This is a genomic window from Oligella sp. HMSC09E12 (assembly GCF_001808505.1).
GTDB lineage: Bacteria > Pseudomonadota > Gammaproteobacteria > Burkholderiales > Burkholderiaceae_B > Oligella > Oligella urethralis.
This window is the reverse complement of the sequence record NZ_KV793595.1, coordinates 39,856-58,285: the sequence shown is the minus strand read 5'-3', so window position 1 is coordinate 58,285 and position 18,430 is coordinate 39,856. Positions and strand designations below refer to the sequence as shown.

The 18,430-nt window shown below is 46.5% G+C and carries 19 protein-coding genes; 10 read left to right on the top strand and 9 right to left on the bottom strand.

Annotated features, from left to right (window positions below):
• Positions 1–325: 325 nt before the first annotated feature.
• The 5 genes from HMPREF3179_RS08465 to gatC all read right to left on the bottom strand — a co-directional run bounded on the left by HMPREF3179_RS08465 (position 326) and on the right by gatC (position 5,395).
• Complete coding sequence (locus HMPREF3179_RS08465) at positions 326–868, bottom strand: DUF943 family protein (RefSeq protein ID WP_018027068.1); 543 nt, start codon at positions 866–868, stop codon at positions 326–328.
• Between the two features lie 79 nt (positions 869–947).
• Positions 948–1,829 (bottom strand): DUF3289 family protein, encoded by an 882-nt coding sequence (locus tag HMPREF3179_RS08460; RefSeq protein ID WP_018027067.1) that lies wholly within the window; start codon positions 1,827–1,829, stop codon positions 948–950.
• Between the two features lie 275 nt (positions 1,830–2,104).
• Positions 2,105–3,559, bottom strand: coding sequence for an Asp-tRNA(Asn)/Glu-tRNA(Gln) amidotransferase subunit GatB (gene gatB / locus HMPREF3179_RS08455; protein WP_018027066.1), 1,455 nt, complete (start codon positions 3,557–3,559; stop codon positions 2,105–2,107).
• 3 nt (positions 3,560–3,562) lie between these two features.
• Positions 3,563–5,071, bottom strand: coding sequence for an Asp-tRNA(Asn)/Glu-tRNA(Gln) amidotransferase subunit GatA (gatA, locus tag HMPREF3179_RS08450; RefSeq protein ID WP_040614236.1), 1,509 nt, complete (start codon positions 5,069–5,071; stop codon positions 3,563–3,565).
• 15 nt (positions 5,072–5,086) lie between these two features.
• Positions 5,087–5,395, bottom strand: coding sequence for an Asp-tRNA(Asn)/Glu-tRNA(Gln) amidotransferase subunit GatC (gene gatC / locus HMPREF3179_RS08445; protein WP_018027064.1), 309 nt, complete (start codon positions 5,393–5,395; stop codon positions 5,087–5,089).
• Positions 5,396–5,911: 516 nt separating this feature from the next.
• Between gatC and HMPREF3179_RS08440 the strand changes: the two genes are divergently transcribed.
• The 5 genes from HMPREF3179_RS08440 to rodA are packed head-to-tail and all read left to right on the top strand — an operon-like array spanning position 5,912 to position 11,675.
• Positions 5,912–6,955 (top strand): rod shape-determining protein, encoded by a 1,044-nt coding sequence (locus HMPREF3179_RS08440; RefSeq protein WP_026156915.1) that lies wholly within the window; start codon positions 5,912–5,914, stop codon positions 6,953–6,955.
• A gap of 34 nt (positions 6,956–6,989) precedes the next feature.
• Positions 6,990–7,865: a rod shape-determining protein MreC gene (gene mreC / locus HMPREF3179_RS08435; RefSeq protein ID WP_070470640.1), complete on the top strand. Its 876-nt coding sequence runs from the start codon at positions 6,990–6,992 to the stop codon at positions 7,863–7,865.
• Between the two features lie 2 nt (positions 7,866–7,867).
• A complete protein-coding gene (gene mreD, locus HMPREF3179_RS08430; protein WP_018027061.1) occupies positions 7,868–8,431 on the top strand; it encodes a rod shape-determining protein MreD in 564 nt (187 codons plus the stop codon).
• An 11-nt stretch (positions 8,432–8,442) separates the two neighbouring features.
• Positions 8,443–10,515 (top strand): penicillin-binding protein 2, encoded by a 2,073-nt coding sequence (mrdA, locus tag HMPREF3179_RS08425; RefSeq protein WP_070470638.1) that lies wholly within the window; start codon positions 8,443–8,445, stop codon positions 10,513–10,515.
• Complete coding sequence (rodA, locus tag HMPREF3179_RS08420; RefSeq protein ID WP_036559356.1) at positions 10,515–11,675, top strand: rod shape-determining protein RodA; 1,161 nt, start codon at positions 10,515–10,517, stop codon at positions 11,673–11,675. The genes mrdA and rodA overlap by 1 nt, the downstream gene beginning before the upstream one ends.
• Here rodA and mutY read toward each other — a convergent pair.
• Genes mutY through HMPREF3179_RS08405 form a run of 3 tightly spaced genes read right to left on the bottom strand, consistent with a single transcriptional unit; the run spans position 11,672 to position 14,348 of the window.
• The gene (gene mutY / locus HMPREF3179_RS08415) at positions 11,672–12,757 is read right to left on the bottom strand and encodes an A/G-specific adenine glycosylase (RefSeq protein ID WP_070470636.1); all 1,086 of its coding nucleotides are present in this window, start codon (positions 12,755–12,757) and stop codon (positions 11,672–11,674) included. The two genes, rodA and mutY, sit on opposite strands and share 4 nt — an antisense overlap.
• A gap of 6 nt (positions 12,758–12,763) precedes the next feature.
• On the bottom strand, positions 12,764–13,684 hold the full coding sequence (locus HMPREF3179_RS08410; RefSeq protein ID WP_018027057.1) for a cell division protein FtsX: 921 nt from the start codon (positions 13,682–13,684) through the stop codon (positions 12,764–12,766).
• Positions 13,677–14,348, bottom strand: coding sequence for a cell division ATP-binding protein FtsE (locus HMPREF3179_RS08405; protein ID WP_018027056.1), 672 nt, complete (start codon positions 14,346–14,348; stop codon positions 13,677–13,679). Before HMPREF3179_RS08405 ends, HMPREF3179_RS08410 begins: the two co-directional genes overlap by 8 nt.
• 132 nt (positions 14,349–14,480) lie before the next feature.
• On the opposite strand from HMPREF3179_RS08405, the gene HMPREF3179_RS08400 reads away from it, so the two are divergent.
• Genes HMPREF3179_RS08400 through HMPREF3179_RS08380 form a run of 5 tightly spaced genes read left to right on the top strand, consistent with a single transcriptional unit; the run spans position 14,481 to position 17,514 of the window.
• A complete protein-coding gene (locus HMPREF3179_RS08400) occupies positions 14,481–14,669 on the top strand; it encodes a DUF3460 family protein (protein ID WP_026156913.1) in 189 nt (62 codons plus the stop codon).
• Between the two features lie 25 nt (positions 14,670–14,694).
• Positions 14,695–15,576, top strand: coding sequence for a segregation and condensation protein A (locus HMPREF3179_RS08395; protein WP_018027054.1), 882 nt, complete (start codon positions 14,695–14,697; stop codon positions 15,574–15,576).
• 1 nt (position 15,577) lies between these two features.
• Complete coding sequence (gene panC / locus HMPREF3179_RS08390) at positions 15,578–16,426, top strand: pantoate--beta-alanine ligase (RefSeq protein ID WP_070470634.1); 849 nt, start codon at positions 15,578–15,580, stop codon at positions 16,424–16,426.
• A gap of 15 nt (positions 16,427–16,441) precedes the next feature.
• Positions 16,442–16,699 (top strand): hypothetical protein, encoded by a 258-nt coding sequence (locus HMPREF3179_RS08385; protein WP_070470632.1) that lies wholly within the window; start codon positions 16,442–16,444, stop codon positions 16,697–16,699.
• Between the two features lie 14 nt (positions 16,700–16,713).
• The gene (locus tag HMPREF3179_RS08380) at positions 16,714–17,514 is read left to right on the top strand and encodes a MetQ/NlpA family ABC transporter substrate-binding protein (RefSeq protein ID WP_070470630.1); all 801 of its coding nucleotides are present in this window, start codon (positions 16,714–16,716) and stop codon (positions 17,512–17,514) included.
• Between the two features lie 134 nt (positions 17,515–17,648).
• Here HMPREF3179_RS08380 and HMPREF3179_RS08375 read toward each other — a convergent pair whose 3' ends face one another.
• Positions 17,649–18,407 (bottom strand): sulfite exporter TauE/SafE family protein, encoded by a 759-nt coding sequence (locus HMPREF3179_RS08375; protein WP_070470644.1) that lies wholly within the window; start codon positions 18,405–18,407, stop codon positions 17,649–17,651.
• Positions 18,408–18,430: the final 23 nt, after the last annotated feature.

Genomic DNA, 18,430 nt, shown 5'->3' with positions numbered 1-18,430 from the left:
TAGGAAGTTTGAGGGGTTATTGCAAAGGTCTCAACCTGACTTGTTTTTCTTCTCACGAATAAACATGTTAAACCTCGCGGGTCACCCAAAAACACCACGATTTTAACCTAAGTCATTGATTTATATAAGAACTGTTGGGTGACCCAAGAAAAAGCGCTGAAGACAGGAGAACTAAAAACAAAACCTAGGGCTCTGTGCGTGATGACGGCAGAGCTTTTTTTGTGAGCGAAGGTTAGTCTGGTATGGAAATTTGGACACTTCTTCAGTTTATCAGCGTTGATAAGAAAATAGATCTCTCGGAAAACGAACATAACGAGAAAGTTTTTTAATTATCAAATATTGATTTTTTAATTTCTTCGCCAGGACGTTGATGATAGGTGTCGTCATGGATAGTCCTGAAAACAAAGGTGCCATCATGTGTTGTGGAGATCCGCATGATTAGGTAATCAAAATCCAGGCAGTTCTCTTTGCTCGTAATGGCTTTGAAGCAGGATAGGTTGGCGGTACTGAAGAAATCATGTTCATCCGTTTCTCTAAATCCCTTCGTGGCATCCCAGATAAAAATTTGCATTCGCTCATTTTTGGGGATACCGTAGGAATCCGCTAGTAGTTGGCGATGTTCAATCCACCAACCAATGAGACCTTGGCTCGTTTTAGGTGGGTTTGTTAAGAAGATGTAGTCCGCTCCTGAGGCCTTTGAAACAAGGCGAGTTGCGTCCGCTAGGATGTTGGTTTGGCGTTCATTGAAGAAGGTTTTATTGAGGTAGCTATAACTAAACGAGACAACGGCCAGTAGCAATAGAAAGATAAACACACGAAAACCTATTGTTTTGGTGATTGATGTAGGTTGGTGTTTGGGCGTTGTCACTGTTGTTCTCCTTGTGGTTTTTCGTAATAATCAGTGCAGTTGTTTCATTGGTATAGTAAAAGGGGAGTGGCTAATCGTCTTAGTTGCGTTGTCCCTCAATTCTTATCTTTGCTTTCATGTTAGTAAAGAAAGGTTTAAAGCAAAATGGTTTAAATTTGTCGTAACGCTGCAGTACAAACCAGATGGGGAATATTCGTAAACGTTTAAAACGAGGGTTTAAAATATCCTCTTGATCTAGGCCAAAATGATCTTGTCCTTGATAATACACATCGACACCGAAACGATTGCCTTGAACTTTAAACGAGGCGGGATTGATTCGAATACTAATGGCATATACATCATGCACTGAGATTCGCATGCCGTTGAAATTGTCTGTGGTTCGATTGAATTTTGGGAGTATAGATTCAGCTATTGAGTTTAAAAAAGCTGAGTTTGGTTTTATTATTTCATTGAGTAGTAGCTGTTTTTTATTCCAATCAACAAATTCTGAGAGAGAGTTCGCTAACATTCTTTTTGAGGCATTAATTTTAGAGTCATTATTGATTTGCCTTTCGAATGCGAGATCCAACATTGGATCAAAATAGGGCGTCCCCTGACCATATTGCATATGTCGGACTAATCGCTCGATGAGAGGTGCGTAGGTGCCTGAACCAATCCCATTAAAAGCCCGAGTTAGTGTTATAAACTCATTAAACATGAGCTTAGCACATTCTTTATAAGTGATATCGGTGGAGTATTGTCCTATTTTTTCTAAGAGATGTAGGCTGGGGGTGGTGATAATACCTGTAGGTTTCTTCTTTACTAGTTTATAGGGATCAACATAATTTGATACGTTGCGCAGACCGAATTTTTTTTGTAGCAAATCAGCTGATATATCGCCAAATTGCATATCGTCATGAGCAAAGTCGTTAAATGGTCTTTGAGTTTTAAAGATTAGCGGATAGCTAGAAAAACTGTTCATATGAGCCGTTGATTGATGGAGTCGTTATTTTAATTAGTAAAGGTCACCATAATGTAACTGGATAATATGACGACGTTATTAAACGACCTATCGTTGGCCATTGACTTGGATTGAACGGCTTATTGTCTGGGAGAAGGGAGCCGGATGAGTTTCTCTAAGCTGAGTGCCAGAGTTTTTAAATAGTGTTATGAGCTAAGACTGTGGTTATCAGCTTAAACTTCCCCACGAGAATCTTGGCTCTTGTGGGGAAGGAGGTCAAATCAATGTTAAAGCTATTAGCTTAATTTTTGCTTCAGAATCTCATTAACTTGTGCCGGATTGGCCTTACCCTTAGCTTCGCGCATGACGCGACCGACTAGTGAGTTGAAGGCTTTGTCTTTGCCTGAGCGGTATTCTTCAACAATATCGGCATTAGCGGCTAGGACGGTATCAACTAAGGCTTCAATGGCACCACTGTCGCTAATTTGCTTAAGCCCTTTGGCTTCAATGATTTTATCAACATCAGCCTCATGCTCACCTGCCCATAGCGCTTGAAATACATCGCGTGCGGCTTTATGAGAAATCGTGCCGTCACTGATGCGAGTAACGAGCTTGGCAAGCGCAGTTGGGGTCACTGGAATCTCAGCCATTTCCAAGCCGGAGCTATTGAGCGTGGCGTTAACATCACCCATAATCCAGTTAGCGATGGTTTTAGCTTGTTTTTGACCAGCTTCAGCTAAGACTGCTTCAAAATAATCAGCGGTCTCACGATTGACCGTCATTTGCGCCGCATCATAGGCTGATAGCCCTAATTCGGATTCATAGCGCTGGCGACAAGCTGCCGGTAATTCAGGCAAAGCCGCACGAACTTCTTCAATCCACTCCTTACTCACAATGAGAGGGGGTAAATCGGGGCAAGGGAAGTAGCGGTAGTCTTGCGCATCTTCTTTGCTACGCATACTGCGCGTTTCGTCATTGACATCGTCGTAAAGAAGGGTTTCCTGAACGATTTTGCCGCCGTCTTCGAGCACCTCGATTTGGCGCTGCGCCTCATAGGCAATGGCTCGTTCTAAAAAGCGGAAGGAGTTGACGTTTTTGATTTCGGTACGTGTACCGAGCTCCTTTTGTCCCATGGGGCGTACGGAAACGTTGGCATCGCAGCGGAAATTACCCTCTTGCAGATTACCGTCACACACGCCAAGCCACACCACTAAACTATGTAAAGCACGTGCATAGGCGACAGCTTCAGCAGCTGAGCGTAAATCAGGCTCGGTAACAATCTCTAATAGCGGTGTGCCAGTACGGTTTAAGTCAATCCCCGTGGCCGGACGACCGTCCTCAAAGTGGTAGTTTTCGTGTAATGATTTGCCCGCATCTTCCTCTAGGTGAGCACGCGTTAAATTTAATGTTTTTAATTCATCGCCCACCATAAAGCTGATTTGACCACCACTGACAATTGGGTGTGCCAGTTGTGAGGTCTGATAGTTTTTAGGTAGATCAGGGTAGAAATAATGCTTGCGCTCAAATTGCGAAAATTCGGCCACCTTGGCATTAATCGCTAAGCCGAATTGAATGGCTTTATGGACGGCAGCACGGTTCATCACTGGTAGCGTGCCCGGGAGCGCTAAGTCATTGGCGCAGGTTAGCGTATTAGGTGCGGCACCAACAGCGGTACTGCTGCCGGAAAAGATTTTAGAAGCGGTCGAGAGCTGTACATGCGTCTCCAGACCGATAACAATTTCCCATTTCATTTTTTAAACTTCCGTCGGTTTACGTGTATGCCAGTCTGTGCTTTGTTGATAACGGTCAGCGATGGCCAACAATTGCCCCTCTTTAAAATAATTGCCAATCAGTTGTAAACCGATGGGCAAAGGCTTGGCATCGCTACTAAAACCGCATGGTAAAGACATGGCAGGCAGGCCTGCAAGATTGACGCTGAGGGTGAAAATATCACCTAGCCACTCTGCTTTGAGATCCTTATTGTCACCGATATTACGCGCTACATTAGGACTTACAGGGCCTACGATCACATCACATTGCTCGGCAAAGGCGCGTTTAAAGTCGTCAGCAATTAAGCGGCGTACACGTTGTGCTTTGACATAGAGCGCATCATAATAGCCCTCGGACAAGGCGTAGGTGCCCAGTAAAACTCGGCGACGTACTTCATGACCAAAGCCTTCGGCACGGGAGCGGGCAATCAATTGCTCAATATTGTCAGCTTCGGTGCTGCGATGCCCGAAACGAATGCCGTCAAAGCGGCTGAGATTAGAAGAAGCCTCTGCAGGCGATAAAATATAGTACGCTGGAATACATTCAGGTGTATGCGGTAGACTGATTTCCACAATCTCTGCGCCCAGATCCGCTAGTTGCTGAATGGCCGCCTTAACTGCTGTTGCAACCTCTGCATTTAGCTCATCACCTTGGTACTCGAGTGGTACGCCGACGCGTAAACCGCTGAGTGGCTTATCACCGGCGCTATCAAATTGACGGCGCTGATTATCGTATTGAGCCTGTACACGGCCAATCTCATTCTTATCCGCAAGGCAATAATTAACACTGTTAGAGTCGCGCGCATCATAGTGACAAATACGATCCAAGGCTGGTACGATGTCCTCAGCGCTACGAGCGATAATACCTGCTTGGTCCATGCTGGAGGCATAAGCGATAATACCCCAGCGTGAGATGGCGCCGTAGGTGGCTTTAAGACCGGTTACTCCGCAAAGCGCTGCCGGTTGGCGAATAGAACCACCGGTGTCGCTTGCCGTAGCGAAAGGAATAATGCCAGCAGCAACGGCAGCGGCCGAACCGCCCGATGAGCCGCCGGGAATTTTACTGTGGTCCCAAGGGTTTAAGCAGGCTCCGAAGTAGGAGGTCTCGTTGCTTGAGCCCATCGCAAACTCGTCAAGATTTAGCTTACCAATGTTGACTGTGCCGGCTTTGCGTAAATCCTCTACCACCGTCGCCTCAAAAGGGCTCAGATAGTTGGCGAGCATTTTACTGGCGGCTGTCGTTTTCCAGCCTTCGGTGACGAAATTATCCTTGTGAGCCATGGGGATACCGGTGAGGTAGTCACCTTGTCCCTGGGCTAATAAATCATCGGCAGCGGCCGCTTGGGCCAAACTTAATTCCTCATTTATCTCAATAAACGCATTTAATTGCTTTAAGCTCGAGGCCTTGTTAAGTGCCTCCTGAGCTAATTCCACCGCACTTACTTGCTTCTTGCTAAGTGCTTTATTTAAATCGGCAATGGTAGGAAATGACATAGCTAACTCAATCAATTATTCAATAACCTTGGGCACCAAAAAGACCCCGTCGGTTTGGGCCGGTGCATTACTCATCAGGGCTGTGCGATGGGCTACCGTATCAGCTTCGGTGACAATATCATCACGCAAAGGCAACTGCACCTCTGCCAACATGGCCAAAGGGTGAGTTAGGGGTGCAACACCCTCGGTGTCAATGCTTTTTAAGCTATTAAATAGCGTCAGTAGGGAGTTAAGGTCACCTTCGTACTGCTGTAATTCCTCAGCTGAAAGCTCAATTGCCGCCAGCTGGGCAATGTGTTTAACATCTTGATTAGATAAGGACATGATTGTTTATCGATAGTGTTTTTGAGGGCTAGTCAGGAGGTATCCTGATGCCCTAGGATTATAGCGTTAAGGGTATTATTATAAGTTATCTAGGGCATTGATGTGTTGAGAAGCTAGCTGATTGCGGCATTGCTTCTTGGCGCTTTGCGAGGATACGCCTAGCTTAAGCCATGAGCGTAATTTTCGTGTGGATAGCATCAACGATAGAACGCAGATTAAGCGGCTCATGTATCTGTAAATCATTGCTGAGATTAGCTAAGTAGGCTAGGCCTTCAGTGTAATGTTACATCTTCAGAATTGAGGCGCAATCCTGTCGATTCGCTATCATAATACGTTATCATATGTTAACTCTCAGATTAGTATGGGCAAATGGCTCGTATTGATGGGCAGGTTTTGACTTTAAGTCGTGCCTTTTATTCTGCTATTGCTACCTATAAAGGCATTTCTCGACGCACTAAACGCCTCTGTTTCACACCGTAGGCACGTTATTGTTTGTAATCGCAAAGACTCTTAATCATGTTTGGATTTCTCAGAAGTTATTTTTCAACGGATATGGCGATCGACCTCGGAACCGCCAATACTTTAATTTATGTACGGGGTAAGGGTATTGTCTTAGATGAGCCTTCGGTGGTGGCGATTCGTCACGAGGGTGGTCCCCACGGTCGTAAGATTATCCAGGCCGTCGGTCAGGCAGCTAAGCAGATGCTAGGCCGTGTTCCTGGCAATATTGAAGCCATTCGTCCGATGAAGGACGGTGTGATCGCCGACTTTACGGTGACTGAGCAGATGATTAAGCAGTTTATCCGTATGGTCAATCCGCGTAGCTTGATCTCTCCAAGCCCGCGCATTATTGTGTGCGTGCCTTGTGGTTCAACTCAAGTCGAACGTCGTGCTATCCGCGAGGCGGCCTTGGGTGCTGGTGCTAGTCAGGTGTATTTGATTGAAGAGCCCATGGCGGCAGCAATTGGTGCTGGGCTTAATGTCTCCGACGCCAGCGGTTCAATGGTAGTCGATATTGGGGGTGGCACCACTGAGGTTGCCGTGATTTCGCTAGGTGGTATGGTGTATAAGGGCTCCGTACGTGTCGGCGGTGATAAGTTTGACGAATCGATCATCAACTATATTCGTCGCAATAAAGGCATGCTGATTGGTGACCCGACAGCAGAACTGATTAAAAAAGAGATTGGTTCAGCTTTCCCCTCCACCGAAAATAAGGAGATTGAGGTCAAGGGTCGTAATATGACCGAGGGTGTTCCGCGCAGCTTTACCATCAGCTCCAAAGAGATTTTAGAGTCTTTAAGTGATCCTTTAAATCAGATTGTGTCAGCGGTCAAAATTGGTTTAGAGCAGACACCACCTGAGTTAGGTGCAGATATTACGGAAAAAGGCATTGCCTTAACCGGTGGGGGTGCCTTATTGCGCGACCTCGATCGTTTACTGCAAGAAGAGACAGGTATTCCAGTAGTGGTGGCCGAGGATCCACTGGCTTGTGTGGTTAATGGTTGTGGTGAGGCCTTAGAGCATTTAGAGCGTTTAGGCACTGTTTTTGTTAATGAGTAAGTGTTAGCCATCGCTCTTTTTCTCCGCTTTTACAATGTCGACTAAAAAGTCACCACATCTTTTTAGGCAGGGAATAGCTAGTGAGGTGAAGCTATTCTTTCTAGCCTTATTATGTGTTGCTCTCATGATTGTTGATGCGAATTGGTCGGTTTTAGAACCCGTTCGACGCCTTTCTGCGACCTTAATTTATCCCTTTCAACGGGTGGCGATTTGGCCCAAGGATTTGGTTCGCAGCGTCTATGATTGGTCACGCTTTGTGACCCAGACCGAGGCGCAAATTCGCACGAGCGAAAGCGCTCGCATCGAAAATGCCCGCTTAAGTATGCGGGCGATGCAAATGGAGGCGGAAAATGTGCAGCTACGCCGTCTTTTGGGGGTTAAGGCCTCAGTTGAAGTGCCTTCGGTGGCGGTGGAGGTCTTGTATACACCAGCGCATCCCTTTAAGGAAACCATTATCTTAAATAAAGGCAGTTATGACGGGATTCAACCGGGTATGCCGGTGATTGCCGAGGGCGGTATTGTTGGTCAAATTCGTCGCGTCACTGCACAGACCTCGGAAGCGGCCTTGGTTACTGATGATAAGACCTCAGTACCGGCACTATTACAAAGAAACGGCATCCGAGTATTGGTGTTTGGAAGCGGTAGACCGGGACAGATTGAAGTGCGTTATTTATCGCTCGATGTTGATATCAAGGTGGGCGATGAGTTGGTCAGTAGCGGGATTGGTGGTTATTATCCCGCCGGGCTGATGATAGGACGTATTACCTCCATCGAAACGAATAGTGCCCAAGGTTTTGTGCGCGCCATTGCTGAGCCTAGTGCTCACCCAGACCGTCATCGTCATTTTTTGGTGTTATTACATACACCCCCTGATGAGGTGGATGAAGAAGCACTGTTCAAGGAGCAATAGCGATGGTACGTAGAGAAAATGAGCGCGAGCAGGGTCGTCGTAATTTAGAGAGTCTACGTCCTTTACGCGCCGTGCAGTATACCTTTTACGCTAATCCTTACTATGTGTGGATCAGTATTTTCTTTGCTGCAATGGCCTCGCTTCTACCGTGGAGAAATTGGGAGGGCTCACCCGATTTATTGCTCGTGGTGTTAGCTTTTTGGGGGGCGCATAGTGCAGCTGGCGTAGGTTTGGTAGCGGCTTTTATCTTTGGTTATCTGCTGGACGTGCATGATACGACCATTTTAGGTAGTAGTGCATTGACCTATGTGTTTACCATGTATTGCGTGGTTAAAATCCGCAAAGTGATGATGAATTTTGACGTCATCGGTCAAATGGTTTATATGCTACCGGTTTTTTTATTGGTGCCGATGCCACAGCATATGATTCATGCCTGGGCCGCTGGTACCTGGAGCGGTTGGGGCTGGATGTTGGGGGGCTTTCTTAATGTATTTTTGTGGCTCTGTGTACATCTGGTATTGAAGCTACCTTGGCAGCTAGCAAATGATGAAGATGCGGTAGTGTAGTGGGCTGAACGATGTTTGAACAAAGACGACGGATCAAAATCGAGCGTAGCAGAAATCGCTTGCGTGTTGCAGTGGCGGCGGTTTTTGTGTTGGCTTGCTTTACGATTTTGATTTACCGTCTTTGGGTGTTGCAGGTAGAACGTTATCAGGGCTTTTCTGAACGGGCCGATAATAACCGTATCTCCTTGGTACCGATCACGCCCAAACGGGGTAATATCTATGATCGCAATGGCGAAATTCTGGCGCATAGCTATAGAGATTACACCCTTGAGGTGGTGCCCGGACAGGTGAAAAATATTGATGCGCTGATCGAGGAAGTGTCGAACATCATTCCCATTTCGACCTTGGATATACGTCGCTTTAAGCAGCGGATGGAGGCCAATACCCGCTATACCTCAATTATTCTGCGCAGTAATTTGACGGATGAAGAGGCAGCCACCTTTGCAGTGCGCGCTTTTAAGTATCCAGGTGTTAGCATTCGCGCGCGTTGGGTGCGAGAGTATCCGCAGGGTGAGTCGGCTGCGCATTTAATTGGATATATTGGTCGTATTTCTGAAAAAGACCGTGAGCGCATTGAGGAGGCAGGCTTAATTGGTGATTATCGGGGCACCGATGTAATTGGTAAAAAAGGGCTTGAGCTCAGCTATGAAAAGCAGTTGCACGGTAAGCCCGGTTGGGAGCAAGTTGAAATTGCCGCCTCTGGCCGCCCGGTACGGGTGTTAGAGCGTAGTGATCCCATTCCCGGCGATAACCTCAGACTTTCCATTGATATGGGACTACAGCGCATGATTGAGGGGGTATTTAATGATGAAAAAAATTCTCAACGTGGTGCGGTGGTTGCGATTGATCCGAGAAATGGTCAGGTTTTAGCTTATGTATCGGCACCATCCTTTGATCCCAATTTATTTGTTGATGGGATTGATGTAGAGAATTGGCGTCGTTTATCGGATTCACCCGATCATCCTTTGATTGATCGACCGATTTACGGTACCTTTCCTATTGGTTCTACCTATAAGCCTTTTATTGCCTTGGCTGCTTTAACCCTCAATGCGCGCGATGCTAAAACCCGTATTCATGACCCCGGTTATTTTGAATTTGGCGGACAGCGTTTTAGAAACGCAGGTAGTGCGGTGTATGGTTCGTTGGATATGCACCGGGCCTTAGTGGTGTCCTCAGATACCTATTTCTTTGGCTTAGGGCCGATTTTGGGGGTCGATGCTATCCATGATTTTGCCATTCAGTTCGGCTTTGGTAAGCAAACCGGTATTGATTTACCACATGAGAAAAAAGGTATTTTACCGTCACGCGCATGGAAGCAAAGTGCCTTTAAAAATCCGAAACAACAAAGCTGGTTCCCGGGTGAGACGATTTCAGTGGCGGTAGGGCAGGGTTATAACTCCTTTACCATTATGCAATTAGCCCAAGCCACGGCGACCTTGGCTGCCAACGGTGTTTATACGCGTCCGCATATTGTTAATTGGTTGGAAAATCCGAGCCAACGACGAGCCGAACAAGTGGTGCGAGCGCCTGAATATAAAATCGATTTAAGGCAGGCAGATATTGATGTGATTAAAAGGGCTTTGGCAGAAGTGCCAACCCATGGTACGGCGCGCCGCGTGTTTCAAGGCACAAATTATAAATCCGCTGGTAAGACCGGCACAGCACAGGTATTTAGCCTCCGTGGAGCCACCTATAATGCGCGTAATCTGAATAAGCGCTTACATGATCATGCGCTGTATATGGGCTACGCACCGGTTGAAAATCCCACCATTGCGGTGGCAGTGATCGTAGAAAATGGCGGCTGGGGCTCTACGGTCGCCGCGCCGATTGCCAGAAAGGTCTTTGATTATTGGTTAGCCGATGATGTACAGCATCGCAATCAACAAAGCTATGTGCCGAATTTCTTGGAGGAGGGCGATCTCTCCGAAAGTGTGTCACCCGATATCGAAATTCCTGCGGCACCGACGAATCTTGAAGAAGAGGATGAACAGCAGCCATTACCGGAGATTGTCGGTAATCCCACTACGAATCAGCAAACGCGTCGCCGTGCTTTGACGCCAGCTGAGGGAGGCGTTGGCGGATGATGACTAAGCTGATGAATCTAATACTGCGTTCTTTACGCAGTTTTGACTGGCCGCTACTGCTTATTTTATTGGCCTTTTTCGGTCTAAGTATGTTGGTGATGCATTCAGCAGTCGGTAGTACCGACTATCGTTTTGCGGGCCAGCTCAGAAACTTTGCCGTGGCCTTTTTTGCGATGTGGTTTATGGCCATGGTTAAGCCGCCTTTATTGATGCGTTTGGCCGTGCCAGTCTATGGCTTGGGGCTGTTGTTGCTGCTTGCGGTATTATTGTTTGGTACCACTCAAAAGGGGGCGACGCGTTGGCTGGATTTAGGGGTGATTAGCTTACAACCCTCAGAGATAATGAAGCTTGCAATGCCGTTGATGTTGGCCTGGTATTTTGACCGTTATCGCAACAGTTTATCCTTAATGGATTTTATGGTGGCGACGCTGCTTTTATTAGTGCCATTTGCTTTGATTATTAAGCAGCCAGATTTAGGTACGGCCTTATTGGTCTTTGCTAGCGGTTTTTTTGTGATTTATTTTGCCGGTCTTTCATTTAAATTGATTTTGCCGGTGTTTGTGATTGGCGTGACCGCTTTGACCCTGATTATCACATTTCAAGAAACACTTTGTCAGCCGGAGTTTGACTGGGTGGTTTTACGTGAGTATCAAAAGCATCGCGTCTGCACCTTGATGGATCCAGCTAAAGACCCCTTGGGCAAGGGCTTCCACACGATTCAAGCGATGATCGCGATTGGCTCCGGTGGGGTTTATGGTAAAGGCTATATGCAAGGTACGCAAACCCATTTGGATTTTATTCCTGAGCGTACCACGGACTTTATTTTTGCGGTCTATGCTGAGGAATTTGGTTTATATGGCTGTATTTTATTATTGGCGCTATATACCATCTTGCTGTTGCGTGGCTTTATCATTGCCTTAAAGGCCAAAACCCAGTTTGGACGTTTGTTAGCCGGTGCCATTACCATGACATTTTTTGTCTATATTTTTGTCAATATGGGCATGGTCATGGGGATTTTGCCGGTGGTGGGCGTGCCCTTACCTTTTATGAGCTATGGTGGTACCGCTTTGGTGACCTTGGGGCTGGCTTGCGGTATGTTAATGAGTATTGCGAATTATGTACCGAGTAGCGAGGATAAACGCGAATATCTAGAGCGCTAGCTTGCGCTGTCACTCAGCTCACTTAGGGTGTCTAATAAGCTGCTCACCGGCTTGGGTAAAGGCAGTGTTTGCCATTGACTGAGAGGGTAAAATTGGCGCTCAGCTTCAAAGCTTTGTAGTTGATTGACTTCCTTAATCCTAACTAAATACGCTTGAATATGCAGCTTAAAATGACTAAAAATATGCTCAAAAGCAGCTAGTTTAATTAGCTCTTTTTTGCTTGTTGGGGCTAAACCGCGATGTTGTAAATAATGCAGCAGTGTTTCTTCATCAGCAAACTCGGGTAATGATAACAGCCCACCCCAAATCCCTGCTTGCGGTCGTTGCTCTAATAGTATCTGCCCCTCATGCACTAACATTAACATGACCGTATGGCGTGTGGGCGTGGACTTCTTAGCCTTGGGTGTCGGTAGTTGCTGTTGCATATGATGCATTTTGGCATAGCAGTCTGCAGCCAGTGGGCAACGCTCACACTGGGGCTTTGAGCGAGTGCAGATCAAGGATCCAAAGTCCATCAGGGCTTGCGTGTAGCAAGCCATATCAAGCGTTTGCTGGTTTTGCTTAAGCGCCGTTTGTAGTGTTGCTTCTGCTTGAGTCCATAACTGCTTTTCCACGGCAGCGCTAGTGGTGGGACCGATGATGCCAAAGTAGCGGGTAAATAGCCGTTTAACATTGCCATCCATAATGGGCGTAGGGGCGTTATAGCAAAAGGCCATGATGGCATGGGCGGTGGAGCGACCGATGCCCGGTAGCGCCATGATCTGTTCCGGTGTCTGTGGAAATACGCCCTGATACTCCGCCACCACGATCTGGGCGCAACGGTGTAGATTACGTGCTCGTGCATAGTAACCCAGTCCAGCCCAATAGCTTAAGACCTCGCTTTGTTCGGCAGCGGCAAGACTAAAAATATCAGGAAAGCGCTCTAGAAAGCGTTGATAGTAATCAATCACTGTCGTGACCTGCGTTTGCTGCAGCATAATTTCAGAAAGCCAGACTTTGTAGGGGTCCTGGCTTTGCCAAGGTAAATTATGACGACCATGTGCTTGTTGCCAAGCACATAGCGTATTCACAAAACTAGTCATTAATAATTAAAACTTGCTGTGGCGAGTGACTGACCAACGCGCCGCAACTGCAGCAACGATCATGGCTAATACAATGCTAAAAATCAGCCAAAAAGTCTCGGGGAGTTGCACCATAAAGGGCTGTTCATAGGTCTGACTAATTACTTCTTGAATCGAGTTATTGAGTAGCATTAGCGCAAAACTACTTAATAAAATAGCCACGATCCCGGCCACAAAGCCGACCACCGCCCCAAAGTATAAAAAAGGACGACGCACAAAGCTTTCGGTAGCGCCAACAAGACGGGCAACGGAGATCTCATCCCGTTGAACCAAGGCCTGCATCCGTACCGTATTAAAGACGGTTGCGATAACGACCACGGAGACCCCGATAGCCAATAATATTAAGACGACCTTAATAAAGGTCATGATGGCCTGTAACTTTTGTACCCATTCGCTATCGAATTGCACAAGATCAACCTCATCGTATCCTGCAAACTCATCGGCTAATGCCAGTACCCGTTCGGAATTCACAAAGTCCTGACCGGAATTGCTGAGGGTGACGATAATGGCGTGGGGTAGGGGGTTTTTAGGGAGCACACTGAGTGACTCGGACCAAGCCGGGGTGTTTTTTAAATCCTCTAAGGCCTTATTCTTATCAACCACCTCAATCATTTGGATCAGATCTGAACTATCTGCACGGATGCGTTGAGATAGCTCATTCGTCTCGTCTAGACTGAGCGTGTCCTTCATAAAGAGCGTGATGGCTGGATTAACCGACACCGTGCGGGTGACCGGTTCCAGAGAGACCAGCAAGGAGGCGGCAATCAAGGGTAGGGATAGCACAAAGGCAATCACTAAGATATTGGCCAAGGAAGAAAAAGGCGTTTGGATAATGCGACGTAATGCCACCTTAAGGGCATAGCCGTGTTGTCTAAGCCAACTACGCATAATGTACCCCCAAATCAACAAAGCGACCCGGTTCAACTAAAAGTGTGCGGTTAGCGTGCTGCTGTAATAAAGGCTTATCGTGGGAGGCAATGAGGGTAGTCACACCGACTTGATTAAAGTCCTTAAACACATCCAGAATTAAGCGTGCGTTTTCTTGATCTAAGTTAGCCGTAGGCTCATCAGCAATCAAAATGGCCGGGCGATTAACAATGGCACGGGCAATGGCTAAGCGTTGCTGCTCACCGCCTGATAGCTCAATTGGATTCATACGCTCCTTGCCACCTAAACCGACCTTGTAAATGGCAGCACGTGCTCGGGCCTCGGCGCTTTGCGTGCTGTGTCCCATCACCGCCATCGGCAGCATCACATTTGCCAAGGCACTACGATCGTAGAGTAGGTGAGTATCTTGCAAAATAATCCCGACTCGACGACGTAAAAAGGGTCGTTCACGGGACTGCATCTTGTCAAGGCGCTGACCCTTGATAGAGATCATGCCGCGGCTAGGCTTCTCTAAGCCGCCGATAAGCTTCAATAGCGTGGACTTACCTGCACCTGAAGGTCCGGAGACAAAAATAAACTCACCGGCATTAATTTTAAAATTAAGATCGGCGAGGATATTCGGTCCCTGTCCATAGGATTTGAAAACGTGTTGGAATTCAATCATTGCTGCCTGAGAAAAAGCTGTATAAAACTATTGATAGCATGATTTTAACAGTAAAGAGGGTTTTTTAGCGTAGCCCATGCCTTGCTTTCTGCTAAACTCTAAAATTACTTATGGTTATTTATAAAAGGAAATATGATGGGTAGTTATGTTTCTGATGTGACTCAGTTTATCAAGCAATACAAAAAGGATCACCCTGAGACCGAGCAAAAGCAGCGTGAGGGTCGTCTACGCCTGTGGGATAAGGCCATCGATTTAGAGCTACAGGAGCAGTATAAATCCGCTCGTGTTCCTCAAAAACCCTATGTTTACTACAATAAATAAGTCCTGTCGTTAGCGCATTAAGCTCATGCCTGTTGATGAGTCTCAACTAGCGCAGCTACATCTTCCTCAGCATGATAGTACACCGGATACGGTTGATCATGTGGCGCTTGCTCGTCTTTATGGTGAGCCTTTATTCAATGTGCCGCAGGATTTATATATCCCGCCTGATGCGCTACAGATCTTTTTAGAGGCCTTTGAGGGGCCGCTGGATCTTTTGCTTTATTTGATTCGTAAGCAAAACTTTAACGTACTCGATATTCCAATGGCAGAGCTCACGCGACAGTATCTAGGCTATGTGCAGCAGATTCGTGAGCATAATTTGGAACTGGCGGCAGAGTATTTGTTGATGGCAGCAATGCTGATTGAGATTAAGTCGCGCATGCTGTTGCCGGTTAAAAAGGCGGATTCAGATGAGGAAGTGGAGGATCCGCGCGCCGAGCTGGTACGACGCTTATTAGAGTACGAGAAGATGAAGTTGGCAGCGCGTCATTTGGATGAGTTGCCCCAAATTGGTCGGGATTTTCAGCGAGCCAAAGTGCATAAGGACGTGGTCGTGGCACAGCTTTTGCCCGAGGTTAGCGCTGAGGATCTGCGTGATGCTTGGGCAGAGATTATGCGTCGAGCCAGTTTAAATAAGCGTCACCATATTAGCCGTGAGCAGTTCTCGGTGCGTGAGCATATGGGTCATATCTTGCGCCGTTTGGGCGGGGTGCGCTTTATGGAGTTTAAGGAGCTTTTTATTGAGCGCATTGAGGCCGGAGAAGCGGCGGCGGTGGTAGTTGTTCATTTTTTAGCATTATTAGAGTTGGCTCGCGAAAGCTTGGTAGAAATTACGCAAGTCGAGCCCTATGCCCCGATTTATGTTCGTCTCGCTTATATTAGCGTGACGGAGGTCATGGAGAATTAATTTGAAGGTTGTTCGCACTATCGAGGAACTAAGGCAGCAATTAAGCGGCCAATTGCGTACGGCTTATGTGCCGACCATGGGTAATTTGCACGAGGGGCATTTATCCCTGATGCGCATGGCGCGTCAATATGGTGATCCAGTGGTTGCCAGTATTTTCGTGAATCCCTTGCAATTCGGTCCTAATGAGGACTTCGATAAGTATCCGCGCACGCTTGAACAGGATATTGAAAAGTTAGAGGCCTTGCGCGATGTATACGTGCTGTTTGCGCCGACTCTCGATGAGATTTACCCAGAGCCACAGAGTTTTAGTGTACAAACACCAGATAATTTAGGGCATATTTTGGAAGGTGAGTCGCGCCCCGGCTTCTTTGAGGGAGTGTCGACCGTCTTAATGAAGTTTTTTTCCTGTGTGCAACCTAAAGTCGCTGTTTTTGGGAAAAAAGACTATCAGCAGCTGATGGTGGTGCGCCAAATGTGTCGTCAGTTTCAACTGCCAGTTGAGATTGTGGCTCATGAAACGGTGCGTGATGAGCATGGTTTAGCCCTGTCCTCCAGAAATCGTTATTTATCGGATGCGGAAAAAGCAGAGGCGATTCAGCTCTATCAAACACTCAAGCAAATGGAGGCTCGTTTAGCCGCTGGTGTGCTTGAAACTGAGCAAATCGAGCGTGAGGCCTGTGTCTATTTGAGTGAGCGTGGCTGGGTCGTAGACTATTTGAGCGTACGCCGTCAGCGTGACTTATGGCAACCCACCCCCGAAGAGCTCGCCAACAAGGAACCTTTAGTGGTGCTAGGTGCCGCTAAATTGGGTTCGACTCGATTAATTGATAACTTAGAAGTTAACTATTAAGAGGATGTATTGCCAATGAATTCATTATTGACTTATCCAAATATTCTTTGGGTTGCCTTGGTTCTGGTGGCTTTTTTGATCATTATTCACTTAGTGACGATGAAGATGCTGGCCAATCATTTTCGCAAAAAATACCCCGAAGCTTTTGATAACGATGGTAAGTTAAAAAAAGCGCAAGAGCAGGTGGCAGCAGTTGGTCCCGCAGCCGCAGCCAAATTAGCATCGGCAGAGGGTGAGAAAGCGGTAGCCGAAAGTGCTACTGAACAGAAGTAGTTGTAGGATGTTTGATGAAAAAAATTTTTAAGGCCAGTTTAGTTGCTTATGGTTTAAGTGCTTTATTCGGCGTTAATACTGTCGCTGCCAATGAGCAGTTGAGTGTTGCCGCCACCCCAGTGCCGGCTGCGGAGATTCTCGAGTTTATGACGGCACAAATGGCGGAGCAGGGCGTGGATCTAAAGGTGCATGTCTTTACCGACTTTATCCAGCCTAATCAACAGGTGGTGGAAAAGCAAATTGATGTCAACTGCTTTCAGCATTTGCCGCACTTAGAGTCGTTTAATAAAAATGAGGGTCAGAATTTACAGCCCCAAGGCTACATGTATGTTTTGCCTTTAGGTGCTTATTCCACCAAGATTAGTTCGCTGGCTGAACTTAAAAAGGGCGCCACGGTAGCGATTCCTTCAGATACGACCAATGGTGCCAGAGCCTTATTGTTATTGCAAAAAGAGGGTTTAATTACGCTTAAGGATCCAGAGAATTTATTCGCCACTGCGCGTGATATTGCCGACAATCCCCAAAAATTAAAGTTTTTAGAATTAGAGGCGGCCACCATTCCTCGTGTGTTAAGCGATGTGGATTTAGCAGTGATCAATACCAATTATGCGCTGGATGCTGATTTAAATCCTAAACGTGATAGCTTATTTATGGAAGCGGCAGATTCACCTTATGCCAATCTTTGCGCAAGTCGAGAAGATAATAAGGACAGCGCAGCCATTAAAAAGCTAAATCAGGTATGGCAAAGTGCTGAAACCGTGAAGTTTATTGAGGATAAGTATCAGGGTACGGTGATACCTGTAAAGGCGCCTTAAGCTTTTTTCGTAACTCAAGCAGTTTTGTTTGGGACATTATGATCTTCCTAGTTGGAGCTTGAGTTTTGGCCCTTTTTAAATGCCCATACATACATCATGTTTGTATGGGCGTCTTGTTTTGCAGGATCTTGTGATTAGATTAGTTGGCCGAAGCTACCTTTGATGACACCTAGTCCAATCAAAATTAAGGTAATAAAGCACATCCGTCTCATATTGTTAGGGCTTAGCGGCGGTGGAAACTTTTGCCCTATTACGGTAAAAATAGCCACACAAGGGATAGCCATTGTCGCAATATAAAGTGCTTCGGCAGGAAGCCCATAGGCTGTCGCTTCATATAGCGTTCGTGTAAATGAGGTGGCGCAAAACAGTAGTAACAGCATATTACGGACCACCGCTATACTTAATGGTTGACGATACATATGGAAGATTAATGGTGGTCCCGGCATTCCAAATAAACCCCCACATAGTCCAGAAATAAAACCAACAATAAAGAAGGAACTGTCGCTAGAGATAGTTTCTCTTTGCTTTGGGCGAAGCCCAAAGCGCACGCCACTATAGACAATAATTACGCCAAGTAACAGCTCTAAGGCTGCACTTGCTTGATGACCTAAATAATCTAATAAAAACACCCCCAAGATGCTTGAAGGAATTATTCCCGCTAAACAAATAAAGGCGCTGCGCCATTGAATCTTATGTAAGTGTTTAGGCAGCGCAACGCCACTATTGACAATACTGATTAAACTGACAACAGTGGCAATAAAAGCTACCTCTGTGATTTGAAAGCCACTGACCACACCGATGACGATCATGGCTAATCCAAAGCCAGTAACCGTCTGAAAGTAAGTGGCTACGGCAACAATCAGTAAAAGTAAACTGACTATGCTCAAACTCATCACAGCACCATCCATTAAACGAT

Bases quoted from the DNA above. Each gene is read 5' to 3' on its own strand.
- HMPREF3179_RS08380 (WP_070470630.1), top strand. From the start codon at position 16,714: ATGAAAAAAATTTTTAAGGCCAGTTTAGTTGCTTATGGTTTAAGTGCT.
- HMPREF3179_RS08400 (WP_026156913.1), top strand. From the start codon at position 14,481: ATGATGGGTAGTTATGTTTCTGATGTGACTCAGTTTATCAAGCAATAC.
- HMPREF3179_RS08440 (WP_026156915.1), top strand. From the start codon at position 5,912: ATGTTTGGATTTCTCAGAAGTTATTTTTCAACGGATATGGCGATCGAC.
- gatB (WP_018027066.1), bottom strand. From the start codon at position 3,559: ATGAAATGGGAAATTGTTATCGGTCTGGAGACGCATGTACAGCTCTCG.
- HMPREF3179_RS08385 (WP_070470632.1), top strand. From the start codon at position 16,442: ATGAATTCATTATTGACTTATCCAAATATTCTTTGGGTTGCCTTGGTT.
- HMPREF3179_RS08405 (WP_018027056.1), bottom strand. From the start codon at position 14,348: ATGATTGAATTCCAACACGTTTTCAAATCCTATGGACAGGGACCGAAT.
- mreC (WP_070470640.1), top strand. From the start codon at position 6,990: ATGTCGACTAAAAAGTCACCACATCTTTTTAGGCAGGGAATAGCTAGT.
- HMPREF3179_RS08395 (WP_018027054.1), top strand. From the start codon at position 14,695: ATGCCTGTTGATGAGTCTCAACTAGCGCAGCTACATCTTCCTCAGCAT.
- HMPREF3179_RS08460 (WP_018027067.1), bottom strand. From the start codon at position 1,829: ATGAACAGTTTTTCTAGCTATCCGCTAATCTTTAAAACTCAAAGACCA.
- mrdA (WP_070470638.1), top strand. From the start codon at position 8,443: ATGTTTGAACAAAGACGACGGATCAAAATCGAGCGTAGCAGAAATCGC.
- mutY (WP_070470636.1), bottom strand. From the start codon at position 12,757: ATGACTAGTTTTGTGAATACGCTATGTGCTTGGCAACAAGCACATGGT.
- HMPREF3179_RS08375 (WP_070470644.1), bottom strand. From the start codon at position 18,407: ATGAGTTTGAGCATAGTCAGTTTACTTTTACTGATTGTTGCCGTAGCC.
- HMPREF3179_RS08410 (WP_018027057.1), bottom strand. From the start codon at position 13,684: ATGCGTAGTTGGCTTAGACAACACGGCTATGCCCTTAAGGTGGCATTA.
- rodA (WP_036559356.1), top strand. From the start codon at position 10,515: ATGACTAAGCTGATGAATCTAATACTGCGTTCTTTACGCAGTTTTGAC.
- gatC (WP_018027064.1), bottom strand. From the start codon at position 5,395: ATGTCCTTATCTAATCAAGATGTTAAACACATTGCCCAGCTGGCGGCA.
- gatA (WP_040614236.1), bottom strand. From the start codon at position 5,071: ATGTCATTTCCTACCATTGCCGATTTAAATAAAGCACTTAGCAAGAAG.
- mreD (WP_018027061.1), top strand. From the start codon at position 7,868: ATGGTACGTAGAGAAAATGAGCGCGAGCAGGGTCGTCGTAATTTAGAG.